Below are 20,214 nucleotides of genomic sequence, written 5' to 3'. Positions count from 1 at the left end.
CCCACGAGGCGCCGTCGCCTGCCCGCACCCGCCGCCGCGCGCCCTTCCCACCGACCGAGCCCTCCCACCGACCGCGCCCGCTTCCGCGCCGGCCGCGCCGCCCGCGCCCGCTTCCGCGCCGCGCACCCCCGCGCACGGCCACCCCCGCGAGCCCGTCACTCCGCCCCGGCGCCCGCTCGCACTCCCTCGTCACGCGCCCCGTGCCTCCGCCCCGGGCACCCCCTCAGGACACCTCGCCCCGCCCCTGCCGAGGCAGGCCCAGCTCCGCTGTCGCCGCCGAGTTGCAGTACTCGCGGACCGCGCTCGTGCGTGCCACCACGCGCCCCCGGTGCACCACGATCCGGCTGTAGGCGAGGGAGAGGGCGCCGGCCAGGTGGTCGCCGCGTACGGCGAGTAGCTCGGCGGGGAAGCCGGCCTCGACGCGGACCTCGGGAAGGCCCAGTGCGGCCCGGGAGGAGGCGCTCACGGTGTCGTAGGCGTCCTCGGGGCGCAGGCCGTGGCGGGAGGCCAGGAGGTAGGCCGCCTCCAGGGGGTCGCCCCGGCCGACGGGGTTCGACAGGTCGCGCAGGGCGCCGCTACCGGCGGCGACCCGTACCCCGGCGGCGCGCAGCAGCCGTACCGGGGCCGTGCCGCGGCGGTCGACGGAGCCGCAGCCGCCCTGAGGCAGGCACACCACCGTGACGCCGGCCGCGGCGAGCTGGTCCGCGACCCGGGCGGCCGCCTCGGCGGGCAGGCGTGCGAGCCCGGCGCACGGGCCGAGCGTCACGCCGGGGCGCATGCCACCTGCCATCGCCGCGAGCCTCGCCAGCCGGGCCGGGTCGACGGCGTCCGTGTGCAGATCGACCGGGCAGCCGTGCTCGGAGGCCACCTCCAGAACGGCCTCCGCGTAGCCCGTGGGGTCGGGGTCCAGGTCGGGGCAGCCGCCCAGCACGGACGCGCCCATCTTCGCGGCGTCCCGCAGTATCGCGAGCCCCTCGGCGCCGGCCACCCCGGTCAGCACGCGCGGCATCGCGACCGCCGTCAGTTCCGCGAGCCCGCGCAGCGAGCGGCGCGCCTGGAGAACGGCGGCAAGGGCGGCCAGCCCCTGGACGTCGCCCACGCGCACGTGCGCGCGTACCGCCGTCGCGCCGTGGCCGAGTTGCAGCAGGACGGCCTCGGTGGCGCGCCGCTGGACGTCGTCGGGGTCGTACGAGACGGGGCCGTCGCGATCGGCGGAGAGCGCGGTGTCGCCGTGGCCGTGGGGTTCGGCCGGGGCCGGGAGGAGCAGGTAGCCGCTCAGGTCCACGCGCGCGCCGCCCGCGCGGGCCGGACCCGGAGCCAGGCTGCCGGCCGTACCGACCGCCTCGATGCGCGCGCCGCCCAGCCGTACGTCCACGGTCCGGCCGTCGGTGAGCCTTGCCCCGCACAGCAGGAGCCCGGTCGGCTCGGACTGTCCCGAGGAGCCCGGGGAGTTGGACGACGACGAGTGCGGCTGCGGCTGGCTGTCGGGCATCGCGCTCCAGGAAGGTCGGTCCGGGCGGGGACTCAAGATCACGCAGAGTGAGTCGAGCCTAGGGTGGCGAGCCGCGTGCGGCGGGGAGGAGCGCAATAGTCGTACCGGCGTCGTCGGACCGGTCGGGAGCGGTTCGGTACGCGCGCGTGGGAAGCGTCGGGAGGGGCCCGGGAGGCCGCCGTGAGCCGGGCGGAAGGGGCCCGGTGGGGCGGTGGGAAACGGATTTGGGTGAACGGCGGCCGAGCGTGTAATGTCTTCATCGCTCGCCCCAATAGCTCAGTCGGCAGAGCGTCTCCATGGTAAGGAGAAGGTCTACGGTTCGATTCCGTATTGGGGCTCTGGTGTGAGAGGTCCCGTCGCGAGGCGGGACTGATCTCATCAAAGCGGTGTAGCTCAGTCGGTAGAGCAAGCGGCTCATAATCGCTGTGTCACCGGTTCAAGTCCGGTCACCGCTACTGACAGTAGCCGATTGTGGGGTCGGTCCTTCGATCGGCTACTCTTTTTGTGTTGAATCAGTCCATCCGTTCGTCTTAGGAGCACTCACGTGGCTGCCACCGACGTCCGCCCGAAGATCACGCTGGCCTGCGTGGAGTGCAAGGAGCGGAACTACATCACCAAGAAGAACCGGCGTAACAACCCGGACCGTCTTGAGATGAAGAAGCACTGCCCGCGTTGCAACGCGCACACTGCGCACCGCGAAACGCGATAACAACAGGCTCGTTCGTGAGGCCGTCCCCGGCTCGGGGGCGGCCTCACGGCGTTTCGGCAGATGGCTTTCCCGCTAGTTTGTGGGGCATCACAGCAGACATCAGGAGGTGCCGGGCCAATGGCGCTCGACCAGTCCTTCGTGGGACGGACCTATCCACCCACCGAGCCCTACGAGGTGGGGCGGGAGAAGATCCGTGAGTTCGCCGAGGCGGTCGGCGACACCAACCCCGTGTACTCGGACCCGGAGGCCGCCAAGGCGCTCGGCTATTCCGATGTGATCGCCCCGCCGACCTTTGTCTTCTCGATCACTTTCCGGGCGGCCGGGCAGGTCGTCCAGGACCCCCAGCTGGGCCTGGACTACAGCCGGGTGGTGCACGGCGACCAGAAGTTCGCGTACCGGCGTCCGGTGCGTGCCGGCGACCGGCTGACCGTCGTCTCGACGATCGAGGCCGTCAAGTCCCTCGCGGGCAACGACGTCATCGACATCCGCGGCGACGTCCACGACGAGGGGGGCGAGCTCGTGGTGAGCGCCCTGACCAAGCTGGTGGCCCGCGCCGCGGACGCCGCAGAAGGCGAGGCGTGAGGATCCGATGACGTCGAAGATCGCGTACGAGGACGTCGAGGTCGGCACCGAACTGCCCGCCCAGACCTTCCCCGTGACCCGTGCCACGCTGGTGCGGTACGCGGGCGCCTCCGGGGACTTCAACCCCATCCACTGGAACGAGAAGTTCGCCAAGGAGGTGGGCCTGCCGGACGTCATCGCGCACGGCATGTTCACCATGGCCGAGGCGATCCGCGTGGTCACCGACTGGACCGGCGACCCGGGCGCGGTGACCGAGTACGGCGTGCGCTTCACCCGGCCCGTCGTCGTCCCGAACGACGACCAGGGCGCCCTGATCGAGGTCAGCGGCAAGGTCGCGGCCAAGCTCGACGACAACACCGTGCGCGTCGACCTGACGGCGACCAGCGCCGGGCAGAAGGTGCTGGGCATGTCGCGGGCGGTCGTACGGCTGGGCTGAGCCCGGCGGCGTACGGCTGGGCTGAGGCCGGCGGCGTACGGCTGGGCTGAGGCCGGCGGGTCTTTGGTAAGGGGCGCTCGCCGTTGCGGGGCGCCCCTTACGCGTGTGCGGCCCCTACCCACGAAACGGCCCGCGAGGAGAGGGCGTTCCCGGTGCGCGTTCCCGGTCTGCGTTCCCGCCCCTTGACTTGGTTAGTGATTGAGTACTAACTTATCCGCATGGTCAGGATGAGTGCTGAGGAGCGGCGCGAGAGCGTCGTCCGCGCGGCGATCGCGGAGTTCTCGCAGAGGGGCTACTACGGCACCTCCACCGAGGCGATCGCCAAGCGGGTCGGGGTGTCGCAGCCCTACCTCTTCCGGCTCTTCCCGGGCAAGAAGGCGATCTTCGCCGCCGCCTCGGAGCGCTGCATCGACGACATGCGCGAGCTCTTCGAGAAGGTTGCCGAGGGGTTGCGGGGCGAAGAGGCCCTGCATGCCATGGGTGACGCGTACGTGCGGCTCATCCAGGAGCGGCCGGAGCGGCTCCAGATGCAGATGCAGACGTACATCACGGTCGCGGCGGCCGAGGCGGAAGGCGAGCACGAGTTCGGCGAGCTCGTGCGGGCCGGCTGGGGGCGGCTGTGGGACACCGTCCATCTGCTCTCGGGGGCCGACGTCGACCGCACCACGACCTTCCTGGCCAAAGGAATGCTCATCAACACCTATGCGGCCATGGGGTTTCCGCCCGGGCACCGGGTCTGGCAGGGGATGTATGCGGACGCCGGGGCCACCGGGCGGCTGGAAGGGTGCGGCGACGGCTGAGAGGGGTCCGCCCTTCCTGGTCCGGGCCCTTTCGCGGGCGCAGAAGTTAGTGACTCATAACTAATCAACTCTTGCAACACGCTCTGGGGGAGCGATGTCACAGCAGACCGCACAGCAGACCGCACGCAAAGGGAGCGTCGTATGGGCGCTCGTCATCACCAGCGTCGCCGGATTCATGGCGGCCCTCGACAACCTCGTCGTCACCACCGCACTGCCGTCCATCCGCAAGGATCTCGGTGGTGCCCTGGACGACCTCGAATGGACCGTGAGCGCCTACACGCTCACCTTCGCCGTCCTGCTGATGTTCGGCGCGGCCCTCGGCGACCGCTTCGGCCGCCGCCGGCTCTTCCTCGCCGGAGTCACCCTCTTCACCGCCGCCTCCGCCGCCGCGGCCATGGCGCCGGGCATCGACTCACTGATCGCCGCCCGCGCGGTGCAGGGAGTCGGCGCGGCCGTGATGATGCCGCTGACTCTCACCCTGCTGACGGCGGCCGTGCCCGAGGCCAGGCGCGGGATGGCGTACGGCATCTGGGGCGCCGTCAACGGGCTCGCGGTCGCCTCCGGGCCGCTCATCGGCGGCAGCCTCACCGAACACGTGTCCTGGCATTGGATCTTCTGGCTGAACGTCCCGCTCGGTCTCGTCCTGCTGCCGCTCGCCCGTCTCCGTCTCGCCGAGTCCCACGGCACCGGCGCCCCGCTCGACTTCCCCGGCACCCTGCTCGCCAGCGGCGGTCTCTTCGGGATCGTCTACGGCCTGGTGCGCGGCCCCGCGGACGGCTGGACCAGCTCCCTCGTGCTCACCGGGCTGTTCGCGGGCGGCGCCCTGCTCGTCGGCTTCGTCATCCACGGCAGCCGCGCCAAGAACCCCATGCTGCCGATGCGGCTGTTCCGGTCCCGCGCCTTCTCCGGGATCAACGCGGCCAGCCTGCTGATGTTCCTCGGGATGTTCGGCTCGATCTTCCTGCTCAGCCAGTACATGCAGGGCGTCCTCGGCTACTCGCCCACCGAGGCGGGCCTCAGGATGCTGCCCTGGACCGGCATGCCGATGCTCGTCGCACCGATCGCCGGGATCCTCTCCGACCGGATAGGCGGCCGCCCGGTCGCCGCCGCCGGACTCTTCCTGCAGGCCGCCGGGCTCGGCTACATGGCCTCGGTCGTCACCGCCCACGCCTCCTACGGTGTCCAGCTGCCCGGTCTGATCATCAGCGGCATCGGCATGGCGCTGTACTTCGCCCCGGCCGCCAACCTCGTGATGTCCGCCGTGCGCCCGCAGGAACAGGGCATCGCCTCCGGCGCCAACAACGCGCTGCGCGAGGTCGGCGGCGCGCTCGGTATCGCCGTCATGTCGTCCATCTTCGCCGCCCAGGGCGGCTACGAGAGCGCCCAGAGCTTCGTGGACGGGCTGCGGCCCGCCCTGGTCACCGGCTCGGCGGTGGTCGCCCTCGCCGGGATCGCCGCCCTGCTCATCCCCGGCCGGCGACGCGCCGCCCGGACGGTGACCGAGGGGGAGCCCGCCCCGGCTCTGGAGGCCGTCGGCAGCTGACGGCACGCGCGCGTGGGGCCCCGTCTCCGGTGGACGGGGCCCCACGCGCGCGTGCGGCTCGTGACGGGTACAGCACGGAGGGAGTGCCGGTGACGTCTCGTAGTCTTGGGCGCGTGCAGGAACTCCACGACGCCCCCCTCGCCCCCCTCACCACCTTCCGGCTCGGCGGCCCCGCCACCCGGCTGGTCACCGCGACCACCGACGCCGAGGTGATCGCCGCCGTCCGCGAGGCCGACGACAGCGGCACCCCGCTGCTGGTCATCGGCGGCGGCTCGAACCTGGTCATCGGCGACAAGGGCTTCGACGGCACCGCCCTGCGCATCGCCACCACCGGCTTCGAAGCACGCGGTACGACGCTGGAGCTGGCGGCCGGCGAGGTCTGGACCGACGCGGTCGCCCGTACCGTCGAGGCGGGCCTCGCGGGCATCGAGTGCCTCGCCGGAATCCCGGGGTCCGCGGGCGCCACGCCGATCCAGAACGTCGGGGCGTACGGCCAGGAGGTCTCCTCGACCATCACCGAGGTCGTCGCCTATGACCGGCGGGCCGGCGAGACGGTGACGCTGGCCAACGAGGAGTGCGCGTTCTCGTACCGGCACAGCCGGTTCAAGGCCGACCCCGAGCGCTTTGTCGTCCTGCGCGTGCGCTTCGGGCTGGAGGACGCGGCCGGGCTGTCGGCGCCGGTGCGGTACGCCGAGACCGCGCGGGCGCTCGGAGTGGCGCAGGAAGACCGGGCGCCGCTGGCCCGCGTACGCGAGGCCGTGCTCGAACTGCGCGCCGGAAAAGGCATGGTGCTCGACCCCGAGGACCACGACACCTGGTCGGCGGGGTCCTTCTTCACCAACCCGATCCTCACGGACGAGCAGCTCGCGGACTTCCACGCGCGCGTGCGAGAGCGACTCGGGGACGAGGCCGAGCCGCCCGCCTACCCGGCAGGCCAGGGGCGTACCAAGACCTCGGCGGCCTGGCTGATCGACAAGGCCGGGTTCGGCAAGGGGTACGGCAGCGGGCCGGCCCGGATCTCCACCAAGCACACGCTGGCGCTGACCAACCGGGGCGGGGCCACGACCGAGGATCTGCTGGCGCTGGCCCGTGAGGTTGTCGCCGGTGTCCACGAGGCGTTCGGTGTGACGCTCGTCAACGAGCCGGTGACCGTGGGCGTGAGCCTGTAGCGGTCGTACACCTTCGCCGCCGCCTCCCGGCTGCTCGGCGCCTGCGCCCAGCGCGTCTTCGCCTTCGAGGCCACCCCGACCGGCCGACGCCCGCCGGTGGACACGTTCGCCGCCCGGCTCGTCCGCACCCTGCTCGCCGGAATCTCCGTTGCCGAGGAACCCGACCGCCCGCGACCCTGATGCCATGAGGCACTCCGTATGCGGCTGAGACTCAGCGAGTTCCGGCCCCGCACCGGTCCGCACGAGCACCGCGTCGTCCAGCCCCGGCAGCCCCTGCGCCACACCTCCCTGCGCCGGCCCGCGCCCGTCGGCACGCTCATGGGCGACCACGACGGGCTCAACCGGCTCGCCGGGCTGTTCTCGTTCGCCGCCCACTCACCGCACACGATCGTCCATGTGCCACTGCGGGACGGGGTGCCGCCCGACGAGGGGCAGGGACCACTCGTCGATCTCGTCCTGGCCCACGGCTCGCTGGGCCTGCGCGCCTCGCAGTGGCCCGGGCTGCGCAGGCGGCTGCGGCAGGGCGGCAGCCCGCTCACCGTCCGCACCGACGAGGCGCGCACCGCGCGGGACGCCGCCGCCTGGCGCGCACGGCAGCGGTACCGCGACCGCCGGGACGAGCTACGGCACACCACCCACGCGAACACCTTCTTCCTCTTCGGCACCCGGGACGTCTTCGCCGAGGCCGCCATGTCCCTGGCCTACACGGCCGGCTGGGGGCCCCGGCAGAAGCGGGTGGCCGAGGGACACTCGGCACTGCTGTCGGGGCTGTGGGGCCTGCGACAGCCGCCCGGCGGCGGGCACCCCGTCGAGGTGCTGGTCTGCTTCAAGGCGTACCCGCCGTACACCCAGTTCCGCAGGCCCTGACGAAGACCCCGGACCCCCGAAGACCCCGGCCCCGGAAGACCCCGGACCCCCGAAGTCCCCGGACCCCCGCAGTCCCCGGACCCCCGAAGTCCCCGGACCCCGGAAGACCCCGGACCCCCGAAGACCCCGGCCCCGGAAGACCCCGGACCCCCGAAGACCCCGAACCCTCGAAGACCCCGAGAACCCGATCAGGACACCGGCGCGGTGAGCCACTCGTCGACGCCCGCCAGCAGTTTCGACTTCACGTCCTCCGGCGCCGCCGAACCCCGTACCGACTGCCGGGCCAGCTCCGCGAGTTCGGCGTCCGTGAAACCGTGATGCACGCGCGCGATGTCGTACTGGGCGGCCAGGCGGGAGCCGAACAGGAGCGGGTCGTCGGCGCCGAGCGCCATCGGGACGCCCGCCTCGAAGAGGGTGCGCAACGGGACGTCCTCGGGCTTCTCGTACACGCCCAGCGCCACGTTGGAGGCCGGGCACACCTCGCAGGTGATGCCCCGGTCCGAGAGGCGCTTGAGCAGCCTCGGGTCCTCCGCCGCCCGCACGCCGTGCCCGATCCGGGAGGCGTGCAGGTCGTCCAGGCAGTCCCGCACCGACGCCGGGCCGGTCAGCTCGCCGCCGTGCGGGGCCGCCAGCAGGCCGCCCTCGCGGGCGATGTGGAACGCCCGGTCGAAGTCCCGCGCCATGCCGCGCCGCTCGTCGTTCGAGAGCCCGAAGCCGACCACACCCCGGTCCGCGTACCGCACGGCCAGCCGCGCGAGCGTGCGTGCGTCCAGAGGGTGCTTCATACGGTTCGCGGCCACCAGGACGCGCATCCCGAGGCCCGTCTCCCTTGACGTCGTCTCCACCGCGTCCAGGATGATCTCCAGCGCCGGGATCAGCCCGCCCAGGAGCGGCGCGTACGACGTCGGGTCCACCTGGATCTCCAGCCAGCCCGAGCCGTCCCTGATGTCCTCCTCGGCGGCCTCCCGGACCAGGCGCCGGATGTCCTCGGGCTCTCTCAGACAGGAGCGCGCAGCGTCGTACAGCCGCTGGAAACGGAACCAGCCGCGTTCGTCGGTGGCCCGTAGTCTCGGTGGTTCGCCGCTGGTCAGGGCATCGGTGAGCGCCTCGGGGAGGCGTACGCCGTACTTGTCGGCCAGCTCCAGGACGGTTGCCGGCCGCATCGAACCGGTGAAGTGCAGATGCAGATGAGCCTTCGGCAGCTCAGAGACATCACGTACGTGCTCCATTCCAGGATCCTGCCGTACGCGGCCGCCGTACCGGTAGCCGATTCCCCGTTAGTGGCCTTGCTCGCACACGAGAACGGGCATCCGTAGGCGGCTCACGTGAACGGCCACACGCGTGCGGGCCGCCTCCCCGGAGGGAGACGGCCCGCACGCGCGCGTGCTGCGCACCTTCGTGGAAGACGTCAGTCCTGGGCTTCCGCGAGCAGCTTCTGCATCCGGCTCACGCCCTCGGCGAGGTCCTCGTCACCGAGCGCGTACGACAGCCGCAGGTAGCCGGGCGTGCCGAAGGCCTCGCCGGGTACGACCGCGACCTCGGCCTCCTCCAGGATCAGCCCGGCCAGCTCCACCGAGGAGGCCGGGCGCTTGCCGCGGATCTCCTTGCCGAGCAGCGCCTTGACCGACGGGTACACGTAGAAGGCGCCCTCGGGCTCCGGGCAGACCACGCCGTCGATCTCGTTGAGCATCCGCACGATGGTCCTGCGGCGCCGGTCGAAGGCCTCGCGCATCTTCGCCACGGCCTCCAGGTCGCCGGAGACGGCGGCCAGGGCGGCGACCTGCGCCACGTTGGAGACGTTCGAGGTGGCGTGCGACTGGAGGTTGGTGGCCGCCTTGACGACGTCCTTGGGGCCGATGACCCAGCCGACCCGCCAGCCCGTCATCGCGTACGTCTTGGCGACACCGTTGACGACGATGCACTTGTCGCGCAGTTCGGGCAGGATCGCCGGCAGCGAGGTGAACTTCGCGTCCCCGTAGACGAGGTGCTCGTAGATCTCGTCGGTCAGCACCCACAGGCCGTGCTCGACGGCCCAGCGGCCGATCGCCTCGGTCTCGGCCTCGCTGTAGACCGCGCCGGTGGGGTTGGACGGGGAGACGAAGAGCACGACCTTCGTCTTCTCCGTGCGCGCCGCCTCCAGCTGCTCCACGGAGACGCGGTAGCCGGTCGTCTCGTCCGCGACCACCTCCACCGGCACACCGCCGGCGAGACGGATCGACTCCGGGTACGTCGTCCAGTACGGGGCGGGAACGATCACCTCGTCGCCCGGGTCCAGGATCGCGGCGAAGGCCTCGTAGATCGCCTGCTTGCCGCCGTTGGTGACGAGGACCTGGCTCGCGTCCACTTCGTAGCCGGAGTCGCGCAGCGTCTTCGCGGCGATCGCGGCCTTCAGCTCGGGCAGACCGCCGGCCGGCGTGTACCGGTGGTACTTCGGGTTCTTGCAGGCCTCGATCGCGGCGTCGACGATGTAGTCCGGGGTCGGGAAGTCGGGCTCACCGGCGCCGAAGCCGATCACCGGGCGCCCGGCGGCCTTCAGGGCCTTGGCCTTGGCGTCCACGGCGAGGGTGGCGGACTCGGAGATCGCGCCGACTCGGGCGGAGACCCGGCGCTCGGTGGGAGGGGTTGCAGCGCTCATGGGGCCCATCGTTTCAGACCGGAAACCTGCCCGGCACGCCGGTTTCACAGACTGAACAACCACGGGCCAGACCGTGAACAAGCGTGCGGATCCCGCCCCCGGCCAGGACGATCTTCCGTGCGGTCGCCCCGGACTGCCGCTTTCTGTTCGACGCGGCGCCGTGGACCACGTACACTCTCTCCTCGTTGGCCTTCAGCAGGCGCGACCGAGCGGGTGCACTCCGAGCACTCGGCCGGATGCGGTACGTTGGGGGACACAGCAAAGGGTCGTAGCTCAATTGGTAGAGCACCGGTCTCCAAAACCGGCGGTTGGGGGTTCAAGTCCCTCCGGCCCTGCTACACACACCGCCAGGATGTGTGCGCATGTACGTACAAGCATTGCACCGCCGTGCGGCTCAGGAACCGGGCGCGGCACGGCCACGACCCGGGATCAGGTGAGGATGAATGACGGACGCCGTGGGCTCCATCGATACGCCTGATGCCCAGGACGAGGTGTCGGAGTCCAAGAAGAAGGCCCGCAAGGGCGGTAAGCGTGCCAAGAAGGGTCCGCTGAAGCGCCTTGCCACCTTCTACCGCCAGATCGTCGCGGAGCTCCGCAAGGTCGTCTGGCCGACTCGTAACCAGCTGACGTCGTACACCACCGTGGTGATCTTCTTCGTCGCCATCATGATCGCTCTGGTGACCGTGATTGACTATGGACTCAACCACGCTGCCAAGTACGTCTTCGGCTGAGCACAGAGCGAAGGGCGCCGTGGTACCGGCGCCCCTTTTCGCATGTTCCACCCCTATGTATCCAGGAAGAAGCAGCCATCGTGTCTGACCCGAACCTGAACGACGACGCCACCGAGCCCCGTGGGCAGGCGGCCGAGACGGTCGACGACGAGCTCGACATCGTCGAGGGCGCGGACGAGCAGGACGAGTTCGAGGCTGCCGAGGCCGAACTGGGGGAGCCGGCCGAGGAGGCCGCGGTCCACGTCGAGGACGAGGACGAGGATGTCGACGCGGAAGACGCCGACGCGGCTGCCGCGGAAGACACCGACGAGGTCGAAGAGGCCGCCGAGGAAGAGCCCGCGGAGCCGGTCGACCCCGTCCAGGCGCTCCGCGAGGAACTGCGGCTGCTGCCGGGCGAGTGGTACGTCATCCACACCTACGCCGGCTACGAGAACCGCGTGAAGACCAACCTCGAGCAGCGCGCCGTCTCGCTGAACGTCGAGGACTACATCTTCCAGGCCGAGGTGCCGCAGGAAGAGGTCGTCCAGATCAAGAACGGCGACCGCAAGACCATCAAGCAGAACAAGCTGCCCGGTTACGTGCTCGTCCGCATGGACCTGACGAACGAGTCCTGGGGTGTCGTCCGCAACACCCCGGGTGTCACCGGCTTCGTCGGCAACGCCTACGACCCCTACCCGCTGACCCTGGACGAGATCGTCAAGATGCTCGCGCCGGAGGCCGAGGAGAAGGCGGCGCGTGAGGCGGCGGAGGCCGAGGGCAAGCCGGCGCCGCAGCGCAAGGTCGAGGTCCAGGTGCTGGACTTCGAGGTGGGCGACTCGGTGACGGTGACCGACGGTCCGTTCGCCACGCTGCAGGCGACGATCAACGAGATCAACCCCGACTCCAAGAAGGTCAAGGGTCTGGTGGAGATCTTCGGGCGTGAGACGCCTGTCGAGCTTTCGTTCGATCAGATTCAGAAGAACTGAGTCGGTCGTTCGTCGACCGCGGGTCGCTGGGGCTTGTTCGCGCCCGCGCGGCGGAGCCGCATATCAATGCGGCTCCGCGCCCCTAAGAAGGACAGGTCAGGGCCGGCTCCGGAGGGAGCTCCCTGACCTCCTCGTTTTTGGCCGCGCATCCATACCCGTTATCGTTGTGCGGTATGCCTGTGTCCGGGTGGTCCCCGGGTGTGGGCAGGACCCGAATGGAAAGGACCCGGAGAGCTATGCCTCCCAAGAAGAAGAAGGTCACGGGGCTTATCAAGCTCCAGATCAACGCCGGTGCGGCGAACCCGGCTCCGCCGGTCGGCCCCGCGCTCGGTCAGCACGGCGTCAACATCATGGAGTTCTGCAAGGCCTACAACGCCGCGACCGAGTCGCAGCGCGGTTGGGTCATCCCGGTGGAGATCACGGTCTACGAGGACCGTTCCTTCACCTTCGTCACCAAGACCCCGCCGGCCGCGAAGATGATCCTCAAGGCCGCTGGTGTCGAGAAGGGCTCCGGCGAGCCGCACAAGACCAAGGTCGCCAAGATCACCGAGGCGCAGGTCCGCGAGATCGCCCAGACCAAGCTGCCCGACCTCAACGCCAACGACCTGGACGCCGCGTCGAAGATCATCGCCGGCACCGCCCGCTCCATGGGCATCACGGTCGAGGGCTGAACCCCACCTTCGTAGAACCACCGTGGTAGGGCCTGCTCGGCCCGTACACCACGACTCCTTCAGAACCCACAGGAGCAAGTTGTGAGCAAGCGCAGCAAGGCCCTTCGCGCTGCGGACGAGAAGATCGACCGGGAGAAGCTGTACGCCCCGCTCGAGGCCGTCCGTCTCGCCAAGGAGACCTCCACGACCAAGTTCGACGGCACCGTCGAGGTCGCCTTCCGCCTGGGTGTCGACCCGCGCAAGGCCGACCAGATGGTCCGTGGCACCGTGAACCTCCCGCACGGCACCGGTAAGACCGCCCGGGTCCTGGTCTTCGCGACCGGTGACCGTGCCGAGGCCGCGCGTGCCGCGGGCGCCGACATCGTCGGCTCCGACGAGCTGATCGACGAGGTGGCGAAGGGCCGTCTGGACTTCGACGCCGTCGTCGCCACCCCGGACCTCATGGGCAAGGTCGGCCGCCTCGGTCGCGTCCTCGGCCCGCGTGGTCTGATGCCGAACCCGAAGACCGGCACCGTGACCCCGGACACCGCCAAGGCTGTGACCGAGATCAAGGGCGGCAAGATCGAGTTCCGCGTCGACAAGCACTCGAACCTGCACTTCATCATCGGCAAGACGTCCTTCGAGGACGACAAGCTGGTGGAGAACTACGGCGCCGCGCTGGAGGAGATCCTCCGTCTGAAGCCGTCCGCCGCCAAGGGCCGCTACATCAAGAAGGCCGCGGTCAGCACCACCATGGGCCCCGGCATCCCGGTGGACCCGAACCGCACCCGCAACCTCCTCACCGAGGAGGACCCGGCCGCCGTCTGAGCCCGCGCTCGGTCCGGCAGCCGCGTCAGGGACGCGTCAGCAACAGGACGGGCCCCGCAATCCGAGAGGGTTGCGGGGCCCGCCCCGTTTTCCGCCGCGGGCCCGACCCGTCCGCCGCGCTCTCGGGCGCCCCTCCCGCCCGCTCTTCGGGTGCGGGTGCCGCCTGGCCTTCGGGCGCGGGTCCCGCCTGGCCTTCGGTCGTGGGGCCCACCCTGCTTTCCGCGGACGCCGCCCCTCCCTTGACCGACTTCGGCCGCGGCTGTCAGTGGCCTGGGTTAGCGTCGGGGGTGCGGGACTCGTATGGGGGTGGGCCGAGATGACGAGGTCGGGTGTGCGCCGGGTGGCCCTGGCGTTCGCGGTGGCGACCGCGCTGACCGGGGTGGCCGCCTGTACCTCCTCGGCGGCCCCGGACGCCGAGGGCGGCACCGCCCACCAGGCCCGCGCCATGACCGCCCTCCGCTCCGCCGAGCGGTCCACGCACCGGGCCCGGTCGGTGCGGGTCCGCTCCACCACGGCGCTGGGCTCCCTGATGTCCACCAGGGCCGAGGGCACCCTCGGCTGGACGGACGGCCTCACCGGCACGCTCAGCATCACCTACACCGGCGGCAGCACCGCCGACCTGATGCGCCGGCTCGACTCCACGTCCCTGGAGACCCGGTACCTCCGGGACGCCTACTACGCCAAGGTCGGTCCCGCCTTCGCCCGGCAGCTGGGCGGCAAGCACTGGATCAAGTACCGGTACGACTACCTCGCCACCCTGGGCGGCGGCTCGGGCGCGATGGTGACCGACCTGATGCGCAACACCACGCCCGACCAGTCGGTACGGCTGCTGCTCGCCTCCGCGGACGTGCACAGGACGGGCGAGGAGCAGGTCTCCGGCGTGCACACCACCCACTACTCGGGCACGGTGAGCGTCTCCGACCTGAGCGGCGAGAGCGAGCTGCGCAACCAGCTCACCCGGGCCGGCGTCGGCACCGAGACCGTCGACATCTGGGTCGACGACAAGGACCTGCTGGTCAAGAAGGTCGAGGAGGCCGCCACGGCGAACGGCGCGATGACCCAGACCGCCTACTACAGCGACTACGGCGTGCGGGTCACCGCCGAGCAGCCCCCGGCCGGCGACACCGAGGACTTCCGGACGCTGCTGAGGAAACAAGGCGGCACCGTCTCCTGAGCGGCAAGGACCGGCAAGCAGCGGCAAGCAGCGGCAAGGAGTGCCAAGGAGCGCCAAGGAGCGCCGAGGAGTGCCAAGGAGCGCCAAGGAGCGCCGAGAGAGCGCCAAGGAGCGCCAAGGAGCGCCGAGAGAGCGCCAAGGAGCGCCAAGGAGCGCCGAGAGAGCGCCAAGAGAGCGCCGAGAGAGCCTCCAGGGCCGCCCAGGAGCGCCCGGGCGGAGCCGATTTGCTTGACAGTGCACCGGTCCCGTACGCTCCTAACGAAGCCAAAGACCGCTGGTCGTTGCCGTGTGCTCGTAAGAGTGTGCGGTGGCCGAAGGATCCGCTGAACCGCGGACGACCCGCGCAGGTGACTGTGGAAATGCTCCCGGGACACATGCTCAGGTGTGTGTGTTCGGTCGAGCTACGCCCCGTGCGCCTGCGCCGGGGCGTTTCGTTTTCTCAGCCCCTTCTGAGCGGTCCTCATCACCCGGAAGGAGGCCGACGCTCTATGGCAAGGCCCGACAAGGCTGCCGCGGTAGCCGAGCTGACGGAGCAGTTCCGCAGCTCGAACGCCGCCGTGCTGACCGAGTACCGGGGTCTCACCGTGGCGCAGCTCAAGACGCTGCGCCGTTCGCTCGGTGAGAACGCCCAGTACGCCGTGGTGAAGAACACGCTGACCAAGATTGCGGCCAACGAGGCCGGGATCTCGACGCTCGACGACCTGTTCAACGGTCCGACGGCGGTCGCCTTCGTCACCGGTGACCCGGTGGAGTCGGCGAAGGGTCTTCGTGACTTCGCCAAGGACAACCCGAACCTCGTCATCAAGGGCGGTGTCCTTGACGGCAAGGCGCTGTCCGCCGACGAGATCAAGAAGCTTGCGGACCTCGAGTCCCGCGAGGTTCTGCTCGCCAAGCTGGCGGGCGCCATGAAGGGCAAGCAGACGCAGACTGCTCAGCTCTTCCAGGCGCTTCCCTCGAAGCTCGTCCGCACCGTGGACGCGCTCCGTGCCAAGCAGGACGAGCAGGGCGGTGCCGAGTAATTCGGCCCCCGAAATGACCGCCGCCTGAGGCTCGCCGTCCCAAGCGATCCGCCCGAGGCAGAGGTCGTTAGCGGGCCGAACGTACGCCCGCCAGACATGTACATCGGCACCAGCCGAATTAGTGGAAGGAAAGCCATCGTGGCTCTCACCCAGGACGAACTGCTCGCCGAGTTCGAGGGCATGACCCTCATCCAGCTCTCCGAGTTCGTGAAGGCGTTCGAGGAGAAGTTCGACGTCACCGCCGCCGCCGCGGTTGCCGTCGCGGGCCCGGCCGGTCCGGCCGCCGCCGCCCCGGTCGAGGAGGAGAAGGACGAGTTCGACGTCATCCTCACCGGTGCCGGCGACAAGAAGATCCAGGTCATCAAGGTCGTGCGTGAGCTGACCTCGCTCGGCCTGAAGGAGGCCAAGGACCTCGTGGACGGCGCCCCGAAGCCCGTCCTCGAGAAGGTCGCCAAGGACGCCGCCGAGAAGGCCGCCGAGTCCCTCAAGGGCGCCGGCGCCTCCGTCGAGGTCAAGTAAGGCCTCTGAGGTCGACCAGACCTCTGTGCGCTGAAACACGTCCTCCAGGGCTGTAACGCGCGGACCGCGAAGAGCGATCATCCATCCGGGTGGTCGCTCTTCGGCGTTCCTGGGAGGCCGACCACGGTTACCTTGCACCCGCCCCGGCGGGGGGTATGGTGATCTTCGTCGTGTCCCTGGCGCACCGGGTTTGCGCAGGGGGGCCTTGACGAACCGCACGCAGCGCGCAATTCTCAGGACGCGTCGCCAGAACGGTCCGAATCCGAGGCATGGATCGGCGGCGAAGAGGGCAGTATCAACGTGCGTTGAGGGCAGGCAGGACGCAGGCGTTGACGATGGCGAGGGTCTCAGAAAATGGAGACTGGACATCAGTGTGCCAAGTGGCTACACTGACCCTTTGCGCTGCCTGTTAGCTGTCCCCTGCCCGTCACCAGGGGTCTGCCCTCACCCGAATGCCGACGACCGAACCTCCTCTGACTTGGGGTTTCCGTCTCTGTGTCCGGGAAGGGACCGGGGAGCGCGTAGTGAGTCCGAGCCCTCGGAAGGACCCCCTCTTGGCCGCCTCGCGCACTGCCTCGAACGCGAATACGAACAACGGCGCCAGCACCGCCCCGCTGCGCATCTCCTTTGCAAAGATCAAGGAGCCTCTCGAGGTTCCCAACCTGCTCGCGCTGCAGACCGAGAGCTTCGACTGGCTGCTCGGCAACACCGCCTGGCAGAGTCGGGTCGAGGAGGCTCTGGAGTCCGGTCAGGACGTCCCCACCAAGTCCGGTCTGGAGGAGATCTTCGAGGAGATCTCCCCGATCGAGGACTTCTCCGGGTCGATGTCGCTGACGTTCCGCGACCACCGTTTCGAGCCGCCGAAGAACAGCATCGACGAGTGCAAGGAGCGCGACTTCACGTACGCCGCCCCGCTCTTCGTCACGGCCGAGTTCACCAACAACGAGACCGGTGAGATCAAGTCCCAGACGGTCTTCATGGGCGACTTCCCGCTCATGACGAACAAGGGCACCTTCGTCATCAACGGCACCGAGCGTGTCGTGGTGTCGCAGCTGGTCCGTTCCCCGGGTGTCTACTTCGACTCCTCGATCGACAAGACGTCCGACAAGGACATCTTCTCGGCCAAGATCATCCCGTCCCGGGGTGCCTGGCTGGAGATGGAGATCGACAAGCGCGACATGGTCGGTGTCCGTATCGACCGCAAGCGCAAGCAGTCGGTCACCGTGCTGCTCAAGGCGCTCGGCTGGACCACCGAGCAGATCCTCGAGGAGTTCGGCGAGTACGAGTCCATGCGCGCCACCCTGGAGAAGGACCACACCCAGGGCCAGGACGACGCGCTGCTCGACATCTACCGCAAGCTGCGTCCGGGCGAGCCCCCCACGCGCGAGGCCGCGCAGACGCTCCTGGAGAACCTGTACTTCAACCCGAAGCGTTACGACCTCGCCAAGGTCGGCCGCTACAAGGTCAACAAGAAGCTGGGCGCGGACGCCCCGCTGGACGCCGGCATCCTGACCGTCGAGGACATCATCTCGACGATCAAGTACCTGGTGAAGCTGCACGCGGGCGAGACCGAGACGGTCGGCGACAGCGGTGGCTCGATCGTCGTCGAGACCGACGACATCGACCACTTCGGCAACCGTCGTCTGCGCAGCGTCGGCGAGCTCATCCAGAACCAGGTCCGTACGGGTCTGGCCCGTATGGAGCGCGTCGTGCGTGAGCGCATGACCACCCAGGACGTCGAGGCGATCACGCCGCAGACCCTGATCAACATCCGGCCGGTCGTCGCCTCCATCAAGGAGTTCTTCGGCACCAGCCAGCTGTCCCAGTTCATGGACCAGAACAACCCGCTGTCGGGCCTCACCCACAAGCGCCGTCTGTCGGCTCTTGGCCCGGGTGGTCTCTCCCGTGAGCGGGCCGGCTTCGAGGTCCGTGACGTGCACCCGTCGCACTACGGCCGTATGTGCCCGATCGAGACGCCCGAAGGCCCGAACATCGGTCTGATCGGCTCGCTCGCCTCCTACGGCCGCGTCAACGCGTTCGGTTTCGTCGAGACCCCCTACCGCAAGGTCGTCGACGGCCAGGTCACCGACGAGGTGGACTACCTGACCGCCGACGAAGAGGACCGATTCGTCATCGCGCAGGCCAACGCCGGCCTCAACGACGACATGCGCTTCTCCGAGAACCGCGTCCTGGTCCGCCGCCGTGGCGGCGAGGTCGACTACGTCGCCGGTGAAGACGTGGACTACATGGACGTCTCGCCGCGCCAGATGGTGTCGGTCGCGACCGCCATGATCCCGTTCCTGGAGCACGACGACGCCAACCGTGCCCTCATGGGCGCGAACATGATGCGCCAGGCCGTGCCCCTCATCAAGAGCGAGTCCCCGCTCGTCGGCACCGGCATGGAGTACCGCTCCGCCGTCGACGCCGGTGACGTGGTCAAGGCCGAGAAGGACGGTGTGGTCCAGGAGGTCTCCGCGGACTACATCACCACCGCCAACGACGACGGCACGTACATCACGTACCGGCTGGCCAAGTTCTCCCGGTCCAACCAGGGCACCTCGGTCAACCAGAAGGTCATCGTCAACGAGGGCGACCGGATCATCACGGGCCAGGTGCTCGCCGACGGTCCGGCCACCGAGAACGGCGAGATGGCCCTCGGCAAGAACCTGCTCGTGGCGTTCATGCCGTGGGAGGGTCACAACTACGAGGACGCGATCATCCTGTCGCAGCGCCTCGTGCAGGACGACGTCCTCTCCTCGATCCACATCGAGGAGCACGAGGTCGACGCCCGTGACACCAAGCTCGGCCCCGAGGAGATCACCCGGGACATCCCGAACGTCTCCGAGGAGGTCCTCGCCGACCTCGACGAGCGCGGCATCATCCGGATCGGTGCCGAGGTCGTCGCCGGTGACATCCTCGTCGGCAAGGTCACGCCCAAGGGTGAGACCGAGCTGACGCCGGAGGAGCGCCTGCTGCGCGCGATCTTCGGTGAGAAGGCCCGTGAGGTCCGTGACACCTCGCTGAAGGTCCCGCACGGCGAGATCGGCAAGGTCATCGGCGTCCGCGTCTTCGACCGCGAGGAGGGCGACGAGCTGCCGCCCGGCGTCAACCAGCTGGTCCGGGTGTACGTCGCCCAGAAGCGCAAGATCACCGACGGTGACAAGCTGGCCGGCCGGCACGGCAACAAGGGTGTCATCTCCAAGATCCTGCCGATCGAGGACATGCCGTTCCTGGAGGACGGCACCCCGGTCGACATCATCCTCAACCCGCTGGGTGTCCCGTCCCGAATGAACCCGGGACAGGTCCTGGAGATCCACCTCGGCTGGCTCGCCAGCCGCGGCTGGGACGTCTCCGGCCTCGCCGACGACTGGGCCCAGCGCCTCCAGGCCATCGGCGCCGACCAGGTCGCCCCGCGCACCAACGTCGCCACCCCGGTGTTCGACGGTGCCCGTGAGGACGAGCTGGCGGGTCTGCTCCAGCACACCATCCCGAACCGCGACGGCGACCGCCTGGTGCAGCCGTCCGGCAAGGCGCGGCTGTTCGACGGCCGTAGCGGTGAGCCGTTCCCGGACCCGATCTCCATCGGCTACATGTACATCCTCAAGCTGCACCACCTGGTCGACGACAAGCTGCACGCCCGGTCGACCGGCCCCTACTCGATGATCACCCAGCAGCCGCTGGGTGGTAAGGCCCAGTTCGGTGGCCAGCGGTTCGGCGAGATGGAGGTGTGGGCGCTGGAGGCTTACGGCGCCGCGTACGCCCTCCAGGAGCTGCTGACCATCAAGTCCGACGACGTCACCGGCCGCGTGAAGGTCTACGAGGCCATCGTCAAGGGCGAGAACATTCCCGAGCCCGGCATCCCCGAGTCCTTCAAGGTCCTCATCAAGGAGATGCAGTCGCTCTGCCTGAACGTGGAGGTGCTGTCCAGCGACGGTATGTCCATCGAGATGCGTGACACCGACGAGGACGTCTTCCGCGCGGCGGAGGAGCTCGGCATCGACCTGTCCCGGCGCGAGCCGAGCAGCGTCGAAGAGGTCTGACGGGAGTCCGGTAGGGGCCTCGCCACCGTGTGAGGCCCCCGCCGACCCCCAGGCC

General features: G+C 69.7%; 18 protein-coding genes, 3 tRNA genes and 1 pseudogene. 19 read left to right on the top strand and 3 right to left on the bottom strand.

Annotation, left to right across the window (positions count from 1 at the left end; translation table 11 throughout):
• Nucleotides 1–223: 223 nt before the first annotated feature.
• Nucleotides 224–1,492, bottom strand: a complete 1,269-nt coding sequence (locus AB0N16_RS09660; protein WP_365794797.1) for a hydrolase — start codon at nt 1,490–1,492, stop codon at nt 224–226.
• 265 nt (nt 1,493–1,757) lie between these two features.
• Here AB0N16_RS09660 and AB0N16_RS09655 point away from each other — a divergent pair.
• The 10 genes and pseudogenes from AB0N16_RS09655 (at nt 1,758) to AB0N16_RS09610 (ending at nt 7,598) form a co-directional block, all read left to right on the top strand.
• Nucleotides 1,758–1,830, top strand: a tRNA-Thr gene (locus AB0N16_RS09655).
• Between the two features lie 44 nt (nt 1,831–1,874).
• A tRNA-Met gene (locus tag AB0N16_RS09650) sits at nt 1,875–1,947 on the top strand.
• Between the two features lie 89 nt (nt 1,948–2,036).
• Nucleotides 2,037–2,201 (top strand): 50S ribosomal protein L33, encoded by a 165-nt coding sequence (gene rpmG / locus AB0N16_RS09645; protein WP_003948671.1) that lies wholly within the window; start codon nt 2,037–2,039, stop codon nt 2,199–2,201.
• Nucleotides 2,202–2,318: 117 nt separating this feature from the next.
• Nucleotides 2,319–2,783 carry a MaoC family dehydratase N-terminal domain-containing protein gene (locus AB0N16_RS09640; RefSeq protein WP_365794795.1) on the top strand — a complete coding sequence of 155 codons (465 nt, stop codon included), beginning with the start codon at nt 2,319–2,321 and terminating at the stop codon, nt 2,781–2,783.
• Between the two features lie 7 nt (nt 2,784–2,790).
• Nucleotides 2,791–3,219 (top strand): MaoC family dehydratase, encoded by a 429-nt coding sequence (locus tag AB0N16_RS09635; protein ID WP_365794793.1) that lies wholly within the window; start codon nt 2,791–2,793, stop codon nt 3,217–3,219.
• Between the two features lie 218 nt (nt 3,220–3,437).
• On the top strand, nt 3,438–4,019 hold the full coding sequence (locus tag AB0N16_RS09630; protein ID WP_365794791.1) for a TetR/AcrR family transcriptional regulator: 582 nt from the start codon (nt 3,438–3,440) through the stop codon (nt 4,017–4,019).
• A gap of 94 nt (nt 4,020–4,113) precedes the next feature.
• On the top strand, nt 4,114–5,562 hold the full coding sequence (locus AB0N16_RS09625; RefSeq protein ID WP_365794790.1) for an MFS transporter: 1,449 nt from the start codon (nt 4,114–4,116) through the stop codon (nt 5,560–5,562).
• A 113-nt stretch (nt 5,563–5,675) separates the two neighbouring features.
• On the top strand, nt 5,676–6,731 hold the full coding sequence (locus tag AB0N16_RS09620) for a UDP-N-acetylmuramate dehydrogenase (protein ID WP_365794788.1): 1,056 nt from the start codon (nt 5,676–5,678) through the stop codon (nt 6,729–6,731).
• 3 nt (nt 6,732–6,734) lie between these two features.
• Nucleotides 6,735–6,911 (top strand): annotated as a pseudogene (locus tag AB0N16_RS09615) (TetR/AcrR family transcriptional regulator); the annotation flags it as partial.
• Nucleotides 6,912–6,929: 18 nt separating this feature from the next.
• Nucleotides 6,930–7,598, top strand: a complete 669-nt coding sequence (locus AB0N16_RS09610) for a hypothetical protein (RefSeq protein WP_365794786.1) — start codon at nt 6,930–6,932, stop codon at nt 7,596–7,598.
• A gap of 188 nt (nt 7,599–7,786) precedes the next feature.
• Here the strand turns inward: AB0N16_RS09610 and AB0N16_RS09605 are convergent, their stop codons facing one another.
• Together AB0N16_RS09605 and AB0N16_RS09600 are read right to left on the bottom strand one after the other, a co-directional pair.
• On the bottom strand, nt 7,787–8,827 hold the full coding sequence (locus AB0N16_RS09605; RefSeq protein ID WP_365794784.1) for an adenosine deaminase: 1,041 nt from the start codon (nt 8,825–8,827) through the stop codon (nt 7,787–7,789).
• Between the two features lie 179 nt (nt 8,828–9,006).
• Nucleotides 9,007–10,233: a pyridoxal phosphate-dependent aminotransferase gene (locus tag AB0N16_RS09600; RefSeq protein ID WP_365794782.1), complete on the bottom strand. Its 1,227-nt coding sequence runs from the start codon at nt 10,231–10,233 to the stop codon at nt 9,007–9,009.
• A gap of 262 nt (nt 10,234–10,495) precedes the next feature.
• Here AB0N16_RS09600 and AB0N16_RS09595 point away from each other — a divergent pair.
• The 9 genes from AB0N16_RS09595 to rpoB all read left to right on the top strand — a co-directional run bounded on the left by AB0N16_RS09595 (nt 10,496) and on the right by rpoB (nt 20,159).
• Nucleotides 10,496–10,568: transfer RNA gene (locus AB0N16_RS09595), tRNA-Trp, on the top strand.
• 108 nt (nt 10,569–10,676) lie between these two features.
• Entirely contained in the window at nt 10,677–10,964 is a 288-nt protein-coding gene (secE, locus tag AB0N16_RS09590) for a preprotein translocase subunit SecE (protein ID WP_053661906.1), read from the top strand.
• An 80-nt stretch (nt 10,965–11,044) separates the two neighbouring features.
• Nucleotides 11,045–11,929 (top strand): transcription termination/antitermination protein NusG, encoded by an 885-nt coding sequence (gene nusG / locus AB0N16_RS09585; protein ID WP_365794780.1) that lies wholly within the window; start codon nt 11,045–11,047, stop codon nt 11,927–11,929.
• A gap of 236 nt (nt 11,930–12,165) precedes the next feature.
• Nucleotides 12,166–12,600, top strand: a complete 435-nt coding sequence (gene rplK, locus AB0N16_RS09580; RefSeq protein WP_037858373.1) for a 50S ribosomal protein L11 — start codon at nt 12,166–12,168, stop codon at nt 12,598–12,600.
• Nucleotides 12,601–12,681: 81 nt separating this feature from the next.
• Nucleotides 12,682–13,407 carry a 50S ribosomal protein L1 gene (gene rplA / locus AB0N16_RS09575; RefSeq protein ID WP_365794777.1) on the top strand — a complete coding sequence of 242 codons (726 nt, stop codon included), beginning with the start codon at nt 12,682–12,684 and terminating at the stop codon, nt 13,405–13,407.
• A 316-nt stretch (nt 13,408–13,723) separates the two neighbouring features.
• Nucleotides 13,724–14,581 (top strand): hypothetical protein, encoded by an 858-nt coding sequence (locus AB0N16_RS09570; protein WP_365794775.1) that lies wholly within the window; start codon nt 13,724–13,726, stop codon nt 14,579–14,581.
• Nucleotides 14,582–15,069: 488 nt separating this feature from the next.
• Nucleotides 15,070–15,600 (top strand): 50S ribosomal protein L10, encoded by a 531-nt coding sequence (gene rplJ / locus AB0N16_RS09565; RefSeq protein ID WP_351748947.1) that lies wholly within the window; start codon nt 15,070–15,072, stop codon nt 15,598–15,600.
• A 135-nt stretch (nt 15,601–15,735) separates the two neighbouring features.
• Nucleotides 15,736–16,119, top strand: coding sequence for a 50S ribosomal protein L7/L12 (gene rplL, locus AB0N16_RS09560; RefSeq protein WP_093499670.1), 384 nt, complete (start codon nt 15,736–15,738; stop codon nt 16,117–16,119).
• A gap of 554 nt (nt 16,120–16,673) precedes the next feature.
• Nucleotides 16,674–20,159, top strand: coding sequence for a DNA-directed RNA polymerase subunit beta (rpoB, locus tag AB0N16_RS09555; protein WP_365794773.1), 3,486 nt, complete (start codon nt 16,674–16,676; stop codon nt 20,157–20,159).
• Nucleotides 20,160–20,214: the final 55 nt, after the last annotated feature.

The organism is Streptomyces sp. NPDC051105, assembly GCF_040682795.1.
In the GTDB taxonomy this organism is placed as follows: Bacteria; Actinomycetota; Actinomycetes; order Streptomycetales; family Streptomycetaceae; genus Streptomyces.
This window is presented reverse-complemented; position numbering and strand designations above follow the sequence as displayed.

Bases quoted from the DNA above. Each gene is read 5' to 3' on its own strand.
- secE (WP_053661906.1), top strand. From the start codon at position 10,677: ATGACGGACGCCGTGGGCTCCATCGATACGCCTGATGCCCAGGACGAG.
- AB0N16_RS09630 (WP_365794791.1), top strand. From the start codon at position 3,438: ATGGTCAGGATGAGTGCTGAGGAGCGGCGCGAGAGCGTCGTCCGCGCG.
- AB0N16_RS09640 (WP_365794795.1), top strand. From the start codon at position 2,319: ATGGCGCTCGACCAGTCCTTCGTGGGACGGACCTATCCACCCACCGAG.
- AB0N16_RS09570 (WP_365794775.1), top strand. From the start codon at position 13,724: ATGACGAGGTCGGGTGTGCGCCGGGTGGCCCTGGCGTTCGCGGTGGCG.
- AB0N16_RS09660 (WP_365794797.1), bottom strand. From the start codon at position 1,492: ATGCCCGACAGCCAGCCGCAGCCGCACTCGTCGTCGTCCAACTCCCCG.
- rplJ (WP_351748947.1), top strand. From the start codon at position 15,070: ATGGCAAGGCCCGACAAGGCTGCCGCGGTAGCCGAGCTGACGGAGCAG.
- AB0N16_RS09605 (WP_365794784.1), bottom strand. From the start codon at position 8,827: ATGGAGCACGTACGTGATGTCTCTGAGCTGCCGAAGGCTCATCTGCAT.
- AB0N16_RS09600 (WP_365794782.1), bottom strand. From the start codon at position 10,233: ATGAGCGCTGCAACCCCTCCCACCGAGCGCCGGGTCTCCGCCCGAGTC.
- rplK (WP_037858373.1), top strand. From the start codon at position 12,166: ATGCCTCCCAAGAAGAAGAAGGTCACGGGGCTTATCAAGCTCCAGATC.
- AB0N16_RS09635 (WP_365794793.1), top strand. From the start codon at position 2,791: ATGACGTCGAAGATCGCGTACGAGGACGTCGAGGTCGGCACCGAACTG.
- AB0N16_RS09625 (WP_365794790.1), top strand. From the start codon at position 4,114: ATGTCACAGCAGACCGCACAGCAGACCGCACGCAAAGGGAGCGTCGTA.
- AB0N16_RS09610 (WP_365794786.1), top strand. From the start codon at position 6,930: ATGCGGCTGAGACTCAGCGAGTTCCGGCCCCGCACCGGTCCGCACGAG.